Source organism: Corynebacterium sp. LaCa_282, from assembly GCF_057198125.1.
In genome coordinates this window covers 2357450-2373928 of record NZ_CP191095.1, presented here as the reverse complement: position 1 = coordinate 2373928, position 16479 = coordinate 2357450, and the positions used below count along the sequence as shown (strand labels likewise).

Below are 16479 nucleotides of genomic sequence, written 5' to 3'. Positions count from 1 at the left end.
GGCGCTAATGGCTGGATCTGATGCATTTTTGTGGGAGTTTATCGGCACCACGCTGCTGCTGCTTCTTGGTAACGGCGTGTGTGCGCTGGTGAACCTCCGCACCTCGGGTGCGCGTGGCTCCGACTGGATAGTTATCGCCTTGGGCTGGGGCATGGGCGTCTTCGTCGGCGCCAGCGTCGCCGACCCGACTGGGGGCCACTTGAACCCTGCGGTAACGCTCATGCTCGCGCTCAATGGTTCGCTTGAATGGAACCTGGTTCCGTTCTACGCGCTAGGCCAAATCCTGGGTGCTATGTTCGGTGCCTTCCTGGCATGGGCCGCGTTCAAGCAACTCTTCGATGCGAATAACTACGACGAAGAGGGCAAGGTTACCGGCGCCAATTCTGAAACCGGGGGAATTTTCTTCACCGCCCCCGCACACCCACACAATGGCTGGAATACGGTAACCGAGTTCATCGCCACCACCGTATTGTTGATGTTCATCGCCTTCGGTCCTGCCGGTGGCGAGCTGGGCCCACTGAGCTACTTCGGCGTGGCATTCGTCGTTGTTGCCGTCGGCCTGTCCCTTGGTACGCCTACGGGATACGCCATCAACCCGGTCCGTGACTTGGGACCGCGTTTGATGTACGCCTTCGTCCTTCCCATTAAGGACAAGGGCAGCGCTAACTGGGGCTATGCATGGGTGCCGATTGTTGGCCCGCTGCTTTCGGCTGTTGCCGTTGGCCTATTGTCCATTGCGCTTTAATCCACCCCCTATACAGGAGAAATTAGACACATGAGTGATAAGAAATACGTCGCAGCTATTGACCAAGGAACCACCTCAACCCGCTGCATCATCTTCAACCACGATGGCGATCAGGTATCCGTGGGCCAGCTCGAGCACGAGCAGATCTTCCCAGAAAAGGGCTGGGTAGAACACGACCCGCAGGAGATCTGGAGCAACACCCGCCGTGCTGTGGGGGAGGCTTTGGCCAATGGCGATATAACAGTAGAAGATATCGACTCCGTCGGTATCACCAACCAGCGCGAAACCACCGTGGTGTGGGATAAGAACACTGGTGAGCCCGTCTACAACGCCATCGTCTGGCAGGACACCCGCACCTCCGCCATCTGTAAGGAACTGGCAGGTGAAGAGGGCCCGGATAAGTGGCGCCGCCGCACCGGCCTGCTGATCAACTCCTACCCAGCGGGCCCGAAGGTCAAGTGGATCCTCGATAATGTTGATGGTGTCCGCGAGCGCGCCGAAAAGGGCGAGCTGCTCTTCGGCACCATTGACTCCTGGCTGCTGTGGAACCTGACCGGCGGTGCCGAGGGCGACGGCGACAAGGAAGCGCTGCACGCAACGGACGTGACCAACGCTTCGCGTACGCTGCTCATGGACATCGAAAAGCTGGAGTGGGACGAAGATCTGTGCAAGGAAATGGGCATTCCGATGTCCATGCTGCCGGAGATTCGCCCGTCCCTGGGTGATTTCCGCACCGTCCGCGAGCGCGGTTCCCTCGCCGGCGTTCCCATTCGCGCCATCTTGGGTGACCAGCAGTCCGCTATGTTTGGCCAGGGCTGCTTCCGCGCGGGTTCGGCCAAGAACACCTACGGCACCGGCCTCTTCCTGCTGCTGAACACCGGTACCACCCCGAAGTTCTCCGAAAACGGCCTGCTGACCACCGTCTGCTTCCAGCGCGAGGGCGAGCGCCCCGTGTACGCACTGGAAGGCTCCGTTTCCATGGGTGGCTCCCTCGTGCAGTGGCTGCGCGATAACCTGCAGCTCATCCCCAACTCCTCTGCCATCGAGAACCTGGCACGCGAGACCAAGGACAACGGTGGCGTGTACATCGTCCCAGCGTTCTCTGGTCTCTTCGCTCCGCACTGGCGTTCCGATGCCCGCGGCGTCATCGTCGGCCTGACCCGCTTTGCCAACCGTGGACACCTGGCACGCGCCGTCCTCGAGGCAACCGCTTACCAGACCCGCGATGTGGCGGATGCCATGGTGGCGGACTCCGGCGTGGAGATCACCGAGCTGCGCGTGGACGGCGGCATGACCACCAACGAGCTGCTCATGCAGTTCCAGTCTGACATCTTGGGCGTGGAGGTGCACCGCCCGAAGAACATTGAGACCACCGCAACCGGCGCCGCTGTTGCTGCCGGCTTGGACAATGGCTTCTGGGAGGACCTCAGCATCCTGGATACCCAGCGCGGTGACCTCACCGTATTCAAGCCCAAGATGGAGCAAGAAGAGGTGGACTACCTCTACGGTGAATGGAAGCGCGCTATCAAGCGTTCCTTGAACTGGGAAGACTCCGATGAGGATGAGATGGACTTCTAAATCCTGAAGTAAACTCGCGGGTATGGATACTTTCCCTACCCGGGCCCCTCGGCTCATCGCGAGCGATATTGACGGCACCCTGTTGGACCGCAATCATCGCGTCCCGCGTCGCAACCGCGACGCAGTGGCGCGGGCGGTGCAGCAGGGTGCTTATTTTGCGTTATCCACCGGCAGGCCCTTTCGCTGGATAGAGCCGGTGCTGGAGCAGCTCACGGTGCGCCCGGTATGCGTGACATCTAATGGGGCGGTGCTCTATGATTCCGCGGAGGACCGCGTCTTATCCGCGCGCGAGCTGTACCCGGACGCGTTAGAAGAGGTGGTGACGGTTGCGCAGCGCGTCCTTGGTACCGTCGGCTTTGGCGCGGAACGCGCGGGCGGTTCGCTTGCCGATGCCCCCGAGGAGCTCTTCGTCGTCGACCCGCACTACTCCGAAAATGCCCTCTTTGAGGGTTTTGGCGTCGTCAGCGTGGGCGAGCTGGTGGCGCAGCCAGTGGTCAAGCTGCTTATCCGGAATACGGAATATTCCGCACCGGAACTCTATGACTTGATTGCTCCCCATATTGATTCGGAGCTGGCGCATATCACCTACTCCATGCAGGAGGGCGTGCTTGAGGTTGCGGCCCCCAACGTCACCAAGCGCCGCGGCGTGGAGTGGTTGGCCAAGCAGCATGGGATAGCGCAGGAAGAGACCATTGCCTTTGGTGATATGCCCAATGACATTGAGATGCTCACCTGGGCCGGCTGCGGGGTGGCAATGGAAAACGCCCTCCCGGCGGTCAAGGCGGCCGCTGATGCGGTCACCGTGGCCAACCACCAGGCGGGCGTGGCAAAGGTTTTGGAGCGCTGGTTCTAGCGCCTCGTCTCCATGGAGGAGACTATTTGGTGTAGATGTCTACCTTTTCGGTGTCGATGTTGTAGACAATCTCGCCGCCCTGGAACTGGACGCGGATTTCCTTGCCGTTCTTAATCTCATTGGTCGTGGGCAGGCCGAGCTTGGAGGCGTTATCGCCCTCTGCCCACTTCTTAGCAATCTCCCCGGTCAGGGCCTTGGCTCCGGAGTCCTTGGAGGAGAGGACCACGCCGTTTTGGAAGAGCTGGTACACGATCTTGCCGGAATCGGTGGAGTTCGGTCCACCAACGGCGAGTCCCAGGACTGGGCCAAAGGCGTTGAGGACGGAGGTCCAGGATTCCTTGAGGCCTTCGTTATTAGAAAGCTGCACAACCTTGTTGACGATATTCGGAATATCGCCCGCGGTCAGGTTACCGGCAACCTTCTTATCAGTATCCGGCTGTGCCACGCGGTCGTTGGCAACCAGGACGCCGAAGACCGCGGCGGCGATGCCAGCCAAGGCCTGGATGGTCGATACTGGAATGTCGACACCGCCGATGGAGGAGGTGGTCCCGCCCGGGGTGGACTGACCGCCGCTAATCGATGGCTTCTTATCCCAGTTCATTGCAGCGGCGCTGCCGCCGACCTTAACCGCGTTGTACTTCTGCTTAGTGTTATCGCGGATCTCTTTCCAGTGCTGCACGGTGTGGCTACCCGGGCACTGGGTGTAGTGGAAATCATTGTGTCCGCTGAAGGCAGGCACGGTTGCCTGCGCGCCGGCCGCATATTTGGACCCGCCGAAGCCACCAGAGGTCAGGGTAGCGGTGCCGGTGGGATCGATGCCTGAGATAGCGGCCTTCCACCCGGCGATTTCTGCTACCGAGTTCAGCATCTTCTGTGATGGTTCCGCAATTTCGTAGTTACCAATCATGGAAATGCCCCAGTTATGGGAGTTGAAGCCACCAACGTGGGCGCCCTGGACGGCCTTGTCGAGTCCGCCGTAACGGCCTTCGTAGATGGTGCCGAACTTATCCACGAGCACGTTGTATCCAATATCGCACCAGCCCAGGTTCTGTGCGTGGTATTCGTAGGCAGCGCGAACCTGCGCGGCGGCCTGTGCCGGGGTGTAGTTATTGGAGCCCGCGGTGTGGTGCAGCGTCATCGCCTTGATGCCGTCATCGTAGGTGGGCTGCTGGCAGCGCTTGGATTCATCGGCGCCCCATCCGGAGCGAGAAACTACCTTTGGCATGCCATCGGTGGTGGCAGTTGGTTCGATGGCGTGGCCTTCTTGGGCATTGCCGTCCATGAAGACGGCATCTAGGTCCGACACGGTGGTGCGGTCGGTGTTGTTCTCATCAGCTACAGGGGCGATATCGCCGACGTTATAGGGCAGCGGTGCGGCACGGTTGGCATCCGCAGCGCCGGCTGCTTTTTCGAGCAATTCAGCATCGTCATCCAGGTTGGAGCCGGTCACGAGGTCCACATTGGCCATGGATACCTGCACATCGTTGGTATCGCCCACGTAAATAAGCTCGGTACCGTTCTTGCCATCGCCGTAGTTCATGGCATCCATATCGAACCACTCGCTCCAGGAGCCGTCCTCCTGCTTGGAGCGGACGAAGGAGTGCACGTCGCGCTTGCCCTCCCAGGTCACAGCGAACATGTTGAATGGTTCGTCGCGGTGGAAGTGCTTGACGGCACGCGGGCCCTCGCCATCGCCTTGCGCTGCCACGGCGGGATCATCAACGACGACGGAGTCGGCGTCGCTAAAGCTTTCTGAGGCGTTTTTCACCTCGATGGGGCCGCCGGAACCGGAGTCCTGGGTTTTGAGGACCTGCTGGCCGCCGAATGCGGCCGCCATGACGAGGGCAATGGAGGAAACCGTCGCGATGACGGGTGTGGTCCACGGTGACCTCGTGGGGACTAGTCGACGTCGTTGCTTCACTCTATTCTCCCTGGGTTGAGTTAGGTGCCGATGTAGCTGTAAAAACGGTTGCCAAAAGTTAACAGTTGATAGTGATGCTACGAGTGTGACAACTGTGAATCTTGTTGCGACACGCCGATGACCCGTGTTCCTCGCTGGCGTGCAATAAAGTGGGAGCCATGACTTCTTATGACCTCATCGTTGTTGGTTCCGGATTCTTTGGTCTGACCGTTGCGGAAAGGGCCGCTAGCCAGCTGGGAAAGAAGGTGCTCATCGTTGAGCGCCGCGAGCACCTGGGCGGCAATGCCTACTCCGAGGCGGAACCCACCACCGGAATTGAAGTGCACAAATACGGCGCGCACCTCTTCCACACCTCCAATAAGCGCGTGTGGGAGTACTGCAACCAGTTCACCGATTTCACCGACTACCAGCACCGCGTCTTTGCCATGCACGATGGCACGGCCTACCAATTCCCCATGGGGCTGGGGCTTATCAACCAATTCTTCGGCCGTTATTACTCGCCCGATGAGGCCCGCGAACTGATCAAGGACCAAGCCGGCGAATTCTCTGTGGATGAGGCCAAGAACCTGGAGGAAAAAGCCATCGCGCTTATCGGCCGCCCGCTCTATGAGGCGTTCATCCGCGACTACACTGCCAAGCAATGGCAGACCGACCCCAAGGAACTGCCGGCCAGCAATATCACCCGCCTGCCGGTGCGCTATACCTTCAATAACCGCTACTTCAACGACACCTTTGAAGGCCTGCCCGTCGATGGCTATGCGGCGTGGCTAGAAAACATGGCGGATCATGAAAACATCGAGGTCCGCCTGGACACCGACTGGTTCGATGTCCGCGAGGATCTGCGCGCTGAGTCCCCGGAAGCCCCGGTTATCTACACCGGCCCGCTGGACCGCTACTTCGACTTTGCTGAAGGCGAGCTCGGCTGGCGCACCTTGGACTTCGACCTCGAGGTCCTCGATACCGGTGACTTCCAGGGGACCCCGGTGATGAACTACAACGATGCCGATGTGGACTTCACCCGCATCCACGAGTTCCGCCACTTCCACCCAGAGCGCAAGGACCGCTACCCCTCCGATAAGACGGTCATCATGAAGGAGTACTCGCGCTTTGCCGATAAGGGCGATGAGCCGTATTACCCCATCAATACGCCGGAGGACCGCGCCAAGCTGGAGGCGTACCGCAAACTAGCCGCCCAAGAAGCCAAGGAGAACAAGGTGTTGTTCGGCGGCCGCCTGGGCACCTACCAGTACTTGGATATGCACATGGCCATCGGCGCCGCGCTGTCCCTATTCGATAATAAGCTCGTGCCCTTCTGGAACGAGGGCAAGGCCATCGAGCAAGAGCGTGGACACTAAGAGCTGCTAATCCGCCCTGGGCACGCTATGCTTAGTCACCTCACAGGTTAGGAGGTGACGGCATGGCGCAACGCAAGAAATACACCAAGCCCGGGCACGCGGACCGCAGCATGTGGAAGATGTCCCCGGAGCGGCTCCAGGAGCATTTGAAACTGCGCAGCCGCGCAACGCGCATTCCCGATAAGAAAAAGCAGCAAGCAAAGAAGGCCTGCCGGAACACCCGGCGGGCCTTTCCGCTATCCAACCCAGCTATGATGAGTGCTCGCATCGCTTACTAGGTGCAGTACTGGAAAGTATTTTTATGGTGTTTATTCAGCCCGAAGCCCAAAAATTCCTCGAGCTGAACAGGGATGCCTCGCAGCTGGACACGCGCACCCCAGAGGAAAACCGTTCCACCCAGCTGAAAACGGCATCGGCGTGGGGCAAGAAAACCCCGATGGTTTCCGTGTACGAGACCTCGGTGCGCGGTGTCACGGTGCGGGTTTATGTGCCACAGGAGCCCGCGCTTGCCGATGCCCCACCAGCAGAGCCTGCCTTCATCTTCTTCCACGGCGGCGGCTGGGTGCTGGGGGATTTAGAGACCACGGATACAACCGTGCGGGACATTGCCGCAGAATCGGGAATCATCTGTATCAGCGTGCACTATCGCCGTGCACCGGAATACCCCTTCCCAGCACCACTAGATGATTGCCGTGCAGTAGTAAACGGGGTGCTACAAGGAGAACTGGGGATTGGCATCGATCCAACGCGCGTTGCCGTGGGTGGAGACAGCGCGGGCGGCAATATCGCAGCGGTGATTGCACAAGAACTGCGCGATAAGCTGGCGCATCAAGTGTTGATCTATCCCGTCATGGATTTATCCACCTTTGACACGCAATCCCATTCGGATTTTAGTGACGGCTACTACCTCACCCGGCGGCGCCTTAACTATTTTTATGATTCTTACGCGGGCACCGCAGACCGCACGGATATCCGTATGTCACCCGGCAGGAACGGCGATCTGGTGGGGCTACCTCCAGCGACGGTGATTACCGGTGAGCTTGATCCGTTGGTCTCTGAGGTAAGTGACTACGTTGAGCGAATGCTCAATGCGGGAAATGTAGTGAGCTCGATCGAATTTAAAGGCCAAGTTCATCCGTTCGTCCAGATGGGCGGGATTATTTCGGATGCGTTGGTTGCGCGCACCATTATCGGCAGCGAATTAAGGCGTGCGCTGCGGGGCCAAGGCTAAAGGCCGCGATCTGCCCGAGCTAATAGAAATCTCGGCGTGAACACTCAACACAACACCCAACACTCAACACAACACTCAACATGTGCAGTGTTGTGTTGAGTGTTATGTGTAGCGTTCACCCATAGTTTCGGTGCTAAAACCCTGCCACCACCAGTTTTGCCAGCTTGCGGCCTCCGGGTGCGGCGGCGGGGTGATGGTGCCGTGTGGTGTGTGTATGGAGCTGACGGGGCTAATGCCGTGCAGTGAGTTGATAAACCACAGGGGACATTCCGCAGCGAGTGCCGGGGTCAATGGGCGCTGAACGGTGGAAAGTCCTGCGTCATTGCAGCGGTGCAGGACCTGGCGCAGGGTCACGCTGGGCAGGCGAAGACCGGTAGGGAGCAGGAGCGTGTCGCCGTTCCAGGCGATGAGCGCGCCGGTGGTGGTTTCTGTGATGGCGCCGTGGGCATCGACAATCGCGGTGTCATCGGTGCCGCTTTCCTGATACTGGCTGCGGTAGGTGGCCAAGGCGGGTAAGTCCGGGCCTTTGACTAGAGGCCGCACTCGGGGATCGGGGGCCTGTGTATAAGTAAGGCGCGTGTGGGCGCGCGGAGCCGGGGCAGGCCGGATATCGAGGTAAAGCTCGTCGGCTATGAGGGCGATGCGGGGGAAAAGCTCGCCGCCTGAAAGCAGCTCCAGCATGGCGGGAACGAAGCCTGTGGGCAAGGTTCCGGCGGCGGACTCGAAGCGCTCTAGATGCAGGTGGAGGCCGTGCGTGCGGCCTTGCGAATGCCGCCAGGAATCGGCCACGGTGCAGGAGTCGGCCGGTGGGGTGCAGGGGATAAAGGTGCCGTCGTGCCAGATATAGGAGCTCATGACCACGCCCCGAGTACCGATTGGGCCTTGAGGTTTCTTTCGGCCAGCTCGGCTGCGGGATCGGAGTCGAGGACGATGGCTCCGCCGGCACCGACGGTGACCTCGGAACCCGCGCGCACCGCGGTGCGGATGACCACGCTGAAGTCCGCCTCGCCGGAATAGTCGAGGTAGCCCACGATGCCGGAATAGACGCCGCGGGGTCCTGCCTCGAGGGCATCGATAATCTCGCAGGTGCGCAGCTTCGGAGCGCCGGTCATGGAGCCGGGCGGGAAGGCGGCGCGGATGGCATCGAGCGCGGTGGCGCCGGGGCGCAGCTGGCCGGTAATCGTGGAGACGAGCTGGTGCACGGTGGCGTAGCTTTCCACGTTCATCAGCCCTGGAACGCGCACGGTGCCGGGCTCGCACACGCGGGATAAATCGTTGCGCAAAAGGTCCACGATCATGAGGTTTTCAGCGCGGGTCTTGGGGTCGTCGCGAAGCAGGGAGGGGTCCTGGTGGGCTGGAATGGTGCCCTTGATGGGCTTGGCCTCGACGCGGTTATCGCGCACGCTGAGGAAGCGCTCGGGCGAGGCGCTGCAGATTTCCACGCCGTCGAATACCAGATGCGCCGCGTACGGTGCTGGGTTGTGCCGGCGCAGCGCTGTATAAATATCGCCGGTGGCCTGCGCGGTATAGGTATCGGTCAGGCAGACCTCGTAGCTTTCCCCGGCGTGCAAAAGCTCTTGGGCGCGCTGGATTCGGTCCAGGTAGTCGGTGGTGCGCCAGGCGCCCGCGCTTGCCGATGCCGCCCCCTCGCTTCCCACCTGCCCGCCTTCCAGGGCTTCCTCCAGCCGGTCGAGCAGGCTCTGCGCGCCGTCGCCGTCGAGGCAACACAGGTGCGCCACTTGCCGGTGGTGGTCGTAGATAAGGAAGGACTGCGGCCGGATGAAGTAGGCATCGGGATACGGCGAGCGGTGGCGCAGCTGGATGGGCAGGGTAAGCTGCGCGCATTCGTAACCCAAGTAACCGATTACCCCGCCGGTAAACGGTAGATCCGGTGCGTCAAAGACCTGCGTGGATAGCTCGCGCTCGAGGGTGGTGAGGATATCGGGGGCATCGCCAAGCTGGTAGCGAAAGGACCTGCTGAGGGGACCGGTGGCATCGCCAAGAATGCTATAGCGCCCGCGCGTATCGGCGGAGTCCAGGAAGAAGGCGTCGTTGTCGTCTGCCTGCAGCGCCGCGAAGATGCTGGGGCAGTCAATCGCGCCGGAGACCTCGCGGTGAAGCAGGCGAAAACCGCCGAGGAAATTGTGCAGCAGGGTCGCGCCATGTTGTGTCAGCACCGATTCGGGGTGGAATTGCACGCCCCAATGCGGCAGGCCATCGACCTTGAGGGCCTGGACGGTGCCGTCCTCGCTGCGGGCGTGCACGGTGATGCCGGGGGCGGGCTCAATGTGCAGCGAGTGGTAGCGCACCGCCTGAAAATCCTGCGGGATGGTGGCAAAAATTCCCTCGCCGGAGTGGCTGATGGTGGATACGAAGCCGTGGCGCGGTTCGGGCGCGCGGCGTATGCGGGCACCGGCGAGCATCGCCAATCCCTGGTGGCCAAGGCAGACGCCGAGCAGGGGAATTCGCGCTGCGGCGGCCGCCTCGATAACGCGCCGGGACATACCAAAGTCGTTTTCTTCCTCCGGGGTGCCTGGGCCAGGGGAGATAACCACGTGGCTGAATTCACCGGCGCGTACGCGCTCTGGAATGCCGGCGGCCTCGCCCGCGGGAACGACGAGCGGCTCGGTTCCGGAGACTTCAGCGATGAGGTGCGCGAGGTTAAACGTGTACGAGTCGTAATTATCAATGAGCAGGATCATCAAAGGCAGAGTCTATAGCCCAGCGCGCCCCACGCGTAACTTGCTCCACGCGAGGGCTAACTACTGGGTTATGACCAACCAATTGACGTATGTCACACCGCGTTGTAAAGTTAACTTTAAGTTAACAAAAAGCAAACGGGGAAAGAATCCAGGAAAGGGGATAACAATGAACCAGTTTGAAACCCTCCGCCACGACCTACACGCCAAGTACGGTCACGGATATACCCGTGCTGACATCGATGCGAAGCTGGACGAGGTCATCGCCAAGCACACCGCCAACGCCGAGCTCGTGGAATTCATCCCCGTGCTGGTAGAGCGCGAGGTGCGCGAGTTCTTCGGTGCCCACCGCATCCACGTTCGCTTCGCCGCGGGCAATAACCACGCCCTGGCCAAGGCCGCAGCGGACCTCACCAAGAAGCACGCCGGTGCGGCGCTCTACGTCGATACTGCCGCCGCGCACCCGGAAAATGACGGCAATGACCACCTGGCCCACGTCATGAGCGAGCGCGGGATGGGCCAGGCTCCCAAGAAGTACCTCGAAGAGGTGCGGACCGTGGCCATGCCGGACTACATCGTGTACCTGGGTCGCGAGGTCGAGCGCGATGAGGCCGGCAAGGACATCAAGATCTGGGACATCGCCCCGGCTGAGACCGTTGAGCAGGCCCGCGAGCTTGCCGATGATCTAGAAGCCCGTGTGTACTACATGCTGAACAAGCTGGGCATCGACCCGGTAACCGAGCGCGTGAGCGCATAAGGTGCCTCATTAACCCTGGGCCGAGGAGGAATTCCTCGGCCCTTCTTTTATTGTCCGCGTGTAAACCCGAGCAGTCGCGCGAAAACAACTACGCTAGGTCGCTGACTACTGTTTAAATCGTTTGGAGAATCGAAGCAATCGTGACTGCCAACAACACCACGGCTTATGAGCCCCTGCAGCGAATCTTGCTGCCCAAGCGCGGCGAACCCTTTGACGTACGCATGCTCTACCTCATCGAGGCGGAGCAAAACCGCGAGCGCTTGAGCTGGACAAACCGGACCGCCGTGACCATCCCGGCCGGCGAGGAAGCCTCCTTTGAAACCTACTTCAACGCCTTCCCAGCCTCCTACTGGCGCCGCTGGTCGCAATTGCGCTCGGTGGTTCTAAGCCTGGAGATCGAGGGCCAGGCCAACGTTTCTTTGTACCGTTCCAAGCAGGATGGCCAGCGCATTTCCGTGGCCAACCATCTCGTGGGCACCGGCCACCACGAGTTTGAGCTGCCACTGAAGAACTTCGAGGATGGCGGCTGGCTGTGGTTCGATATCACCGCGGAAAAGGAAACCACGTTGTCGGATGCAGCCTGGTGCTCCCCGCAGGCCCCGGCGGCGCAGACGCTTCCCGATGGCACCGAGCTTGCCCCTTCCGAAAAGCGCGTCGCCGTCGGCATCCCCACCTTCAACCGCCCCACGGACGCCGTCGCCGCCCTGCAGGCGCTGGCAGAAGATCCCGTGGTGGATGAGATCATCGACTTCGTCCTCATGCCGGACCAGGGCAACCAGCACCCAGCCGATGAGCCCGGATACGACGAGGCGGTAGACCACTTTGGCGATCGCTTCCGCGAATTCCGCCAGGGCAACCTCGGCGGTTCCGGTGGTTATTCCCGCATCATGTACGAGGCGCTGGAAAACACCGATTCGCCCTTCATCTTGTACATGGACGATGACATCGCCATCGAACCAGATTCGGTACTGCGTGCCGTCCAGGCCGCACGCTACGCCGCCAGGCCCATCATCGTGGGCGGGCAGATGCTCAACCTGCAGGAGCGCTCCCAGCTGCGCACCACCGGTGAGCGGGTCAACCGCTCCGATTTCATGTGGGGTGCGGCCCCGCACGCCGTGTATGACCACGACTTCGCCAAATACCCGCTGCGCGCCATCGGCACGCAGGAGACCCACTTGGATCCGAAGAAGTACGATTCACGCGCCTTGCACCGCCGCGTGGACGTGGAATACAACGGCTGGTGGATGTGCCTCTTCCCGCGCGTGGTGGCAGAGACCAATGGCCAGCCACTACCGCTGTTTATCAAGTGGGACGATACCGAATACTCCCTGCGCGCCGCCCGCAATGGCTTCCCCACGGTGACCTGGCCGGGCGCTGCCATTTGGCACATGGCCTGGGCGGATAAGGACGATGCCATTGACTGGCAGGCCTATTTCCACCTGCGCAACCGCTTGATCGTGGCTTCGCTGTACCACGATGGCGCGGTATCCGGCATTACCAAGTCCATCTTTAAATCCACGCTCAAGCACACCATGTGCATGGAATACTCCACCATGGCCATCCAAATTGAGGCTATGAAGGACTTCCTTGCGGGGCCAGACCGCCTCTTCGATATCTTGGATACCTCGTTGCCGCGCATCGCGGAGATCCGCAAGAACTATTCGGATGCGGTCATCATCGAATCCGCGGATCAGCTGCCAGCGCCGACCGGCGCGCCGGGCGTTCCCACCCGCAATGTGGGCGGCCGCCTGGGCAAGGTCAAAAAGCTGCCATGGGCGGCCAAGGGCCTCAAGCACCTGCTGAGCAAGGAGGATCCGGCGCACCACGCGGCACCGCAGCTAAACCTCACCCCAGAAGAGGCGCGCTGGTTCACCCTCTCCCGCCTGGATTCCGCCACCGTGTCCACGGCCGGCGGCACGGGCGTGGCCTTCCGCAAGCGCGACCGCGATTTGGCCAAGGAGCTTATCGCCGAAACCCGCAGCCTGCTGAAGGAAATTGAAGAAAACTTCGATGACTTGCGGGCAAGCTACCGCGCCGCGTTGCCAGAATTGACCGCGCGGTCCTCTTGGAAGAAGGTTTTTGATGCCCAATAAGCTTTCCATCGCAGAATCCCGCGTTTTGGAGTCCATCCAGAACGCCGCCTTTGACGTGCCGGGTGTCGTGCCCACCGCCCGCGGTTTAAGCCACCTGGGAGAGCACGCCCTGGGCTGGATGGGCAGCGCGGCCTTAGGCGCCAGCCTGGACAAAAAGCGCCGGGAAGACTGGATTCGGATCGGTGCCGCAGCGTTTACCGCGCATGCGGCAAGCGTGGTGCTCAAGCGCATCGTGCGGCGCAAGCGGCCCGACTATTCCTACGTGCGCGTTGGGGTGAAGACTCCCTCGCGCTTGTCCTTCCCGTCCTCGCATGCCACCTCCACCACCGCCTTCTTGGTGGGCCTTTCCCGCCTGACGGGTTCCAAGGCCCCGCTTGTGGGAGTGCCGGTAATGATGGCATCGCGTATGGTGCTCGGGGTGCACTATCCAACCGATACCGTCGCGGGCGCAGCCATTGGCGCTGCCACCGCGCGGGCAATGACGAAGGAGAAAGACGCATGAGTGAGGCTGAAAATCAGCACTTTCTCTATTCGGAGCCGCATACGTCCGGTGTCGATACCGGCCGCAAGCGCAAGCCGCCGAAGAATTTGGCCGATGGCATGGTCAAGGCCCTGCGCCCGAAGCAATGGGTAAAAAACATCCTCGTGCTGGCCGCGCCCGCCGCGGCCGGTGCGGACTCGCTCTTTCATGGGCGCGTGCTTGTCGATGTCCTCCTAGCCTTCATCGTCTTCTGCCTCGGCGCCTCTTCCATCTACCTAATCAATGACGCCAAGGATTGGCGCGAGGACCAAGAGCACCCCACCAAGCGCTTCCGCCCGATCGCCTCGGGCGTGCTGCCCATCAAGGTGGCCTATGTCATGGCCGTGGTGCTCGTTGGCCTGTCCATTGGACTATCCTTCTTGGCCACCGCGGGACTCGAGCTGGCCATCGTCATGGCGGTTTATATCGCCCTACAGTTGGGCTATTGCTTTGGCTGGAAGCACATTCCGGTTATCGATATCGCGCTGGTTTCCTCTGGATTCATGCTGCGCACCATGGCTGGCGGCGTGGCGGCCGATATTGAGCTTTCACAATGGTTCTTGCTGGTCGCCGCCTTTGGCTCGCTGTTTATGGCCTCCGGTAAGCGCTATGCCGAAATCCTGCTGGTGGAAAAGACCGGTGCGAAAATCCGCAAGTCCCTGCAGGGCTATACGCCGACCTACCTGCGCTTTGTGTGGACGCTAGCGGCCACCGCCGTGGTGGTCTTCTACTCCCTGTGGGGCTTTGAGCTGGCGAATGCCGCAACCTCCGGTGGCGTGTGGTACCAGATTTCCATGGTGCCGTTTACCATCGCCATCCTGCGCTATGCCGCCGACGTGGACCGCGGCCAGGGCGGGGCGCCGGAAGAAATCGCGTTGGGGGACCGCACCCTGCAAATCCTTGCCATTGCCTGGCTGGCCTGTATCGCTATGGCCGTCTACGTCATGCCCTTGTTTTAAGCACAAGGAATTTCGATAAGGTAAACCGCGCTGGGGCTGATACACTTTCACCCCGTGTGTAACACCGACAACAAGAACCTCGCGCGCTGGAGCGCGCCAGCGGCAATCATTGTTGTCGGTTTTTTGTCGTTTTGGGGCGGTTTCGCCCGCCGCTGGATCTCCGATGACGGGCTCATCGTCCTGCGCACCGTCCGCAACCTAGAGGCCGGCAACGGTCCGGTATTCAATGTGGGCGAGCGCGTTGAGGCCAATACCTCCACGCTGTGGCAATACCTCATCTTAGCGGTGCGGTGGGTCAGCAATGCTGAACTAGAATCCATCGCCATCTACCTCGGGCTGGTCCTGGCCGTGGCGGCGATGGTGCTGGGCACGTGGGCATCGACAAGCATGCACTCCGGCATCGTGCTCCCGGCTGGCGCCTTGGTTTATGTGGCGCTGCCGCCGGCGCGTGACTTTTTTACCTCCGGCTTGGAATGGGGCCTGTGCCTGTTTTACCTGGCTATGCTGTGGTGGCTGCTGCTGCAGTGGGCGCGCCCGCACCGCCACGCGCGCGGGAATTCCGCCGCGTACTGGCTAGCCTTCTGGACCGGGCTGTCCTGGCTCATCCGCCCCGAACTGGCGCTGTACGGCGGCATCGTTGGAATCGTGCTGTTGATTTCCACGCGCTCGTGGAAGGTGCTGGCCATCGCCCTGCCGCTGCCCTTGGGCTACCAGATTTTCCGCATGGGATACTACGGCCTATTGACCCCGCATACGGCGGTGGCGAAATCCGCCAGTGGCTCCGAATGGGGAAAGGGCTTTACCTACCTCGGTGATTTCATTGGGCCCTACTGGTTGGTGCTGCCGCTGGTCGTGCTGGTGGTAGCCGCACTCTGGAAGGCTGAGCTGCGCCCGCCGCATCTGCGCTCTACCGCATCTGCCGTCTACATCTTCGTCGGAACCGCTGTGCTGCACACCCTGTATGTCCTGCGGGTGGGCGGCGATTTCATGCACGGCCGCATGCTGCTTTTGCCGCTTTTTGCCGCCCTACTTCCCATTTTTGTGGTGAACCTGCGGGTATGGGTGGCTTCTGTCGCTTGCGCCGTGTGGGCGATTATCGTTGCGTTGCGCGGGCACCCGGTGGATCCAGCCGTCTATGACAGCGATATTTCCATTGTGGATGAGCGCGATTTTTGGACCCACACTACGCGGATGGATGAACCGCCCCGCCACGCCGAAGAGTTCCTGCGCAGTGAGATGATGCACGGCTATAAGGACGCGATTAAGGAGCTGGAGGATGGCGATGCCATGACCTTCCGCTACCTGCAAGACGATGGCAGCCCTTCCTGGCTGGCTACCGAGGGGGATCCTTCGCGCACGGATCCGCCCACGGTGTATTACCTCAACCTGGGGCTTACCTCCATGAATGCCCCGTTGGATGTGCGCGTGCTCGATGAGATTGGCCTGAGCAACCCGTTGGCCGCGCGCCAGCCCCGCATCGAGGGCGGGCGGATTGGCCACGATAAGAGCCTGGGCATGCCGTGGCAGGTGGCGGATTCCGCGGCCGATATTGATTCCGTACCGTTCTGGATTGATAAGGACGCGGCCCGCAAGGCCCGCACCGCGCTTAACGATGCCGATTTTCAGGAACTCTTTGCCACGTACAGGGATCCCTTAACTTGGGGCCGATTCTGGGAAAACATTAAATTTTCCCTGACAGACGGGCGGACACTTTCCTTCTCTTCCGATCCGGGGTCTTACCTGGACTGATGGGGGAAGATGCAACATT

The 16479-nt window shown here is 61.0% G+C and carries 14 protein-coding genes; 11 read left to right on the top strand and 3 right to left on the bottom strand.

Features of this window, described 5'->3' with window-relative positions; translation table 11 throughout:
- Positions 1-7: 7 nt before the first annotated feature.
- From ACP8KU_RS11135 to ACP8KU_RS11125, 3 genes are read left to right on the top strand one after another with little or no spacing between them, the layout of a single operon-like run.
- Entirely contained in the window at positions 8-745 is a 738-nt protein-coding gene (locus ACP8KU_RS11135) for an MIP/aquaporin family protein (RefSeq protein ID WP_005285290.1), read from the top strand.
- A gap of 30 nt (positions 746-775) precedes the next feature.
- A complete protein-coding gene (gene glpK / locus ACP8KU_RS11130) occupies positions 776-2323 on the top strand; it encodes a glycerol kinase GlpK (RefSeq protein WP_005279713.1) in 1548 nt (515 codons plus the stop codon).
- 22 nt (positions 2324-2345) lie between these two features.
- On the top strand, positions 2346-3176 hold the full coding sequence (locus tag ACP8KU_RS11125; RefSeq protein ID WP_284610688.1) for an HAD family hydrolase: 831 nt from the start codon (positions 2346-2348) through the stop codon (positions 3174-3176).
- 22 nt (positions 3177-3198) lie between these two features.
- On the opposite strand, the gene ACP8KU_RS11120 is transcribed toward ACP8KU_RS11125, so the two are convergent.
- Entirely contained in the window at positions 3199-5097 is a 1899-nt protein-coding gene (locus ACP8KU_RS11120) for an N-acetylmuramoyl-L-alanine amidase (RefSeq protein WP_484483761.1), read from the bottom strand.
- 158 nt (positions 5098-5255) lie between these two features.
- Here ACP8KU_RS11120 and glf point away from each other — a divergent pair, with 158 nt between their 5' ends.
- The 3 genes from glf (at position 5256) to ACP8KU_RS11105 (ending at position 7683) form a co-directional block, all read left to right on the top strand.
- Complete coding sequence (gene glf, locus ACP8KU_RS11115; RefSeq protein ID WP_023029686.1) at positions 5256-6452, top strand: UDP-galactopyranose mutase; 1197 nt, start codon at positions 5256-5258, stop codon at positions 6450-6452.
- A 62-nt stretch (positions 6453-6514) separates the two neighbouring features.
- The gene (locus tag ACP8KU_RS11110) at positions 6515-6730 is read left to right on the top strand and encodes a hypothetical protein (protein WP_023029685.1); all 216 of its coding nucleotides are present in this window, start codon (positions 6515-6517) and stop codon (positions 6728-6730) included.
- Positions 6731-6753: 23 nt separating this feature from the next.
- The gene (locus ACP8KU_RS11105; protein ID WP_484483760.1) at positions 6754-7683 is read left to right on the top strand and encodes an alpha/beta hydrolase; all 930 of its coding nucleotides are present in this window, start codon (positions 6754-6756) and stop codon (positions 7681-7683) included.
- A gap of 102 nt (positions 7684-7785) precedes the next feature.
- On the opposite strand, the gene ACP8KU_RS11100 is transcribed toward ACP8KU_RS11105, so the two are convergent.
- Positions 7786-8538 (bottom strand): aminotransferase class IV, encoded by a 753-nt coding sequence (locus tag ACP8KU_RS11100; RefSeq protein ID WP_484483759.1) that lies wholly within the window; start codon positions 8536-8538, stop codon positions 7786-7788.
- Positions 8535-10385, bottom strand: a complete 1851-nt coding sequence (locus ACP8KU_RS11095) for a chorismate-binding protein (RefSeq protein WP_484483758.1) — start codon at positions 10383-10385, stop codon at positions 8535-8537. Before ACP8KU_RS11095 ends, ACP8KU_RS11100 begins: the two co-directional genes overlap by 4 nt.
- A gap of 166 nt (positions 10386-10551) precedes the next feature.
- Between ACP8KU_RS11095 and ACP8KU_RS11090 the strand changes: the two genes are divergently transcribed.
- The 5 genes from ACP8KU_RS11090 to ACP8KU_RS11070 all read left to right on the top strand — a co-directional run bounded on the left by ACP8KU_RS11090 (position 10552) and on the right by ACP8KU_RS11070 (position 16460).
- Positions 10552-11139: a three-helix bundle dimerization domain-containing protein gene (locus ACP8KU_RS11090; RefSeq protein ID WP_484483757.1), complete on the top strand. Its 588-nt coding sequence runs from the start codon at positions 10552-10554 to the stop codon at positions 11137-11139.
- A 140-nt stretch (positions 11140-11279) separates the two neighbouring features.
- Positions 11280-13232, top strand: coding sequence for a glycosyltransferase (locus tag ACP8KU_RS11085; protein ID WP_484483756.1), 1953 nt, complete (start codon positions 11280-11282; stop codon positions 13230-13232).
- On the top strand, positions 13222-13734 hold the full coding sequence (locus tag ACP8KU_RS11080; protein WP_237801792.1) for a phosphatase PAP2 family protein: 513 nt from the start codon (positions 13222-13224) through the stop codon (positions 13732-13734). Before ACP8KU_RS11085 ends, ACP8KU_RS11080 begins: the two co-directional genes overlap by 11 nt.
- Positions 13731-14711, top strand: coding sequence for a decaprenyl-phosphate phosphoribosyltransferase (locus tag ACP8KU_RS11075; protein WP_284631875.1), 981 nt, complete (start codon positions 13731-13733; stop codon positions 14709-14711). Before ACP8KU_RS11080 ends, ACP8KU_RS11075 begins: the two co-directional genes overlap by 4 nt.
- A gap of 54 nt (positions 14712-14765) precedes the next feature.
- Positions 14766-16460, top strand: a complete 1695-nt coding sequence (locus tag ACP8KU_RS11070) for an arabinofuranosyltransferase AftB family protein (RefSeq protein WP_484483755.1) — start codon at positions 14766-14768, stop codon at positions 16458-16460.
- Positions 16461-16479 lie beyond the last annotated feature (19 nt).

What these genes read in the sequence shown, in the direction of transcription:
- ACP8KU_RS11135 (WP_005285290.1), top strand. Translation starts at nt 8, where the DNA reads ATGGCTGGATCTGATGCATTTTTGTGGGAGTTTATCGGCACCACGCTG.
- glpK (WP_005279713.1), top strand. Translation starts at nt 776, where the DNA reads ATGAGTGATAAGAAATACGTCGCAGCTATTGACCAAGGAACCACCTCA.
- ACP8KU_RS11125 (WP_284610688.1), top strand. Translation starts at nt 2,346, where the DNA reads ATGGATACTTTCCCTACCCGGGCCCCTCGGCTCATCGCGAGCGATATT.
- glf (WP_023029686.1), top strand. Translation starts at nt 5,256, where the DNA reads ATGACTTCTTATGACCTCATCGTTGTTGGTTCCGGATTCTTTGGTCTG.
- ACP8KU_RS11110 (WP_023029685.1), top strand. Translation starts at nt 6,515, where the DNA reads ATGGCGCAACGCAAGAAATACACCAAGCCCGGGCACGCGGACCGCAGC.
- ACP8KU_RS11105 (WP_484483760.1), top strand. Translation starts at nt 6,754, where the DNA reads ATGGTGTTTATTCAGCCCGAAGCCCAAAAATTCCTCGAGCTGAACAGG.
- ACP8KU_RS11100 (WP_484483759.1), bottom strand. Translation starts at nt 8,538, where the DNA reads ATGAGCTCCTATATCTGGCACGACGGCACCTTTATCCCCTGCACCCCA.
- ACP8KU_RS11095 (WP_484483758.1), bottom strand. Translation starts at nt 10,385, where the DNA reads ATGATCCTGCTCATTGATAATTACGACTCGTACACGTTTAACCTCGCG.
- ACP8KU_RS11090 (WP_484483757.1), top strand. Translation starts at nt 10,552, where the DNA reads ATGAACCAGTTTGAAACCCTCCGCCACGACCTACACGCCAAGTACGGT.
- ACP8KU_RS11080 (WP_237801792.1), top strand. Translation starts at nt 13,222, where the DNA reads ATGCCCAATAAGCTTTCCATCGCAGAATCCCGCGTTTTGGAGTCCATC.
- ACP8KU_RS11075 (WP_284631875.1), top strand. Translation starts at nt 13,731, where the DNA reads ATGAGTGAGGCTGAAAATCAGCACTTTCTCTATTCGGAGCCGCATACG.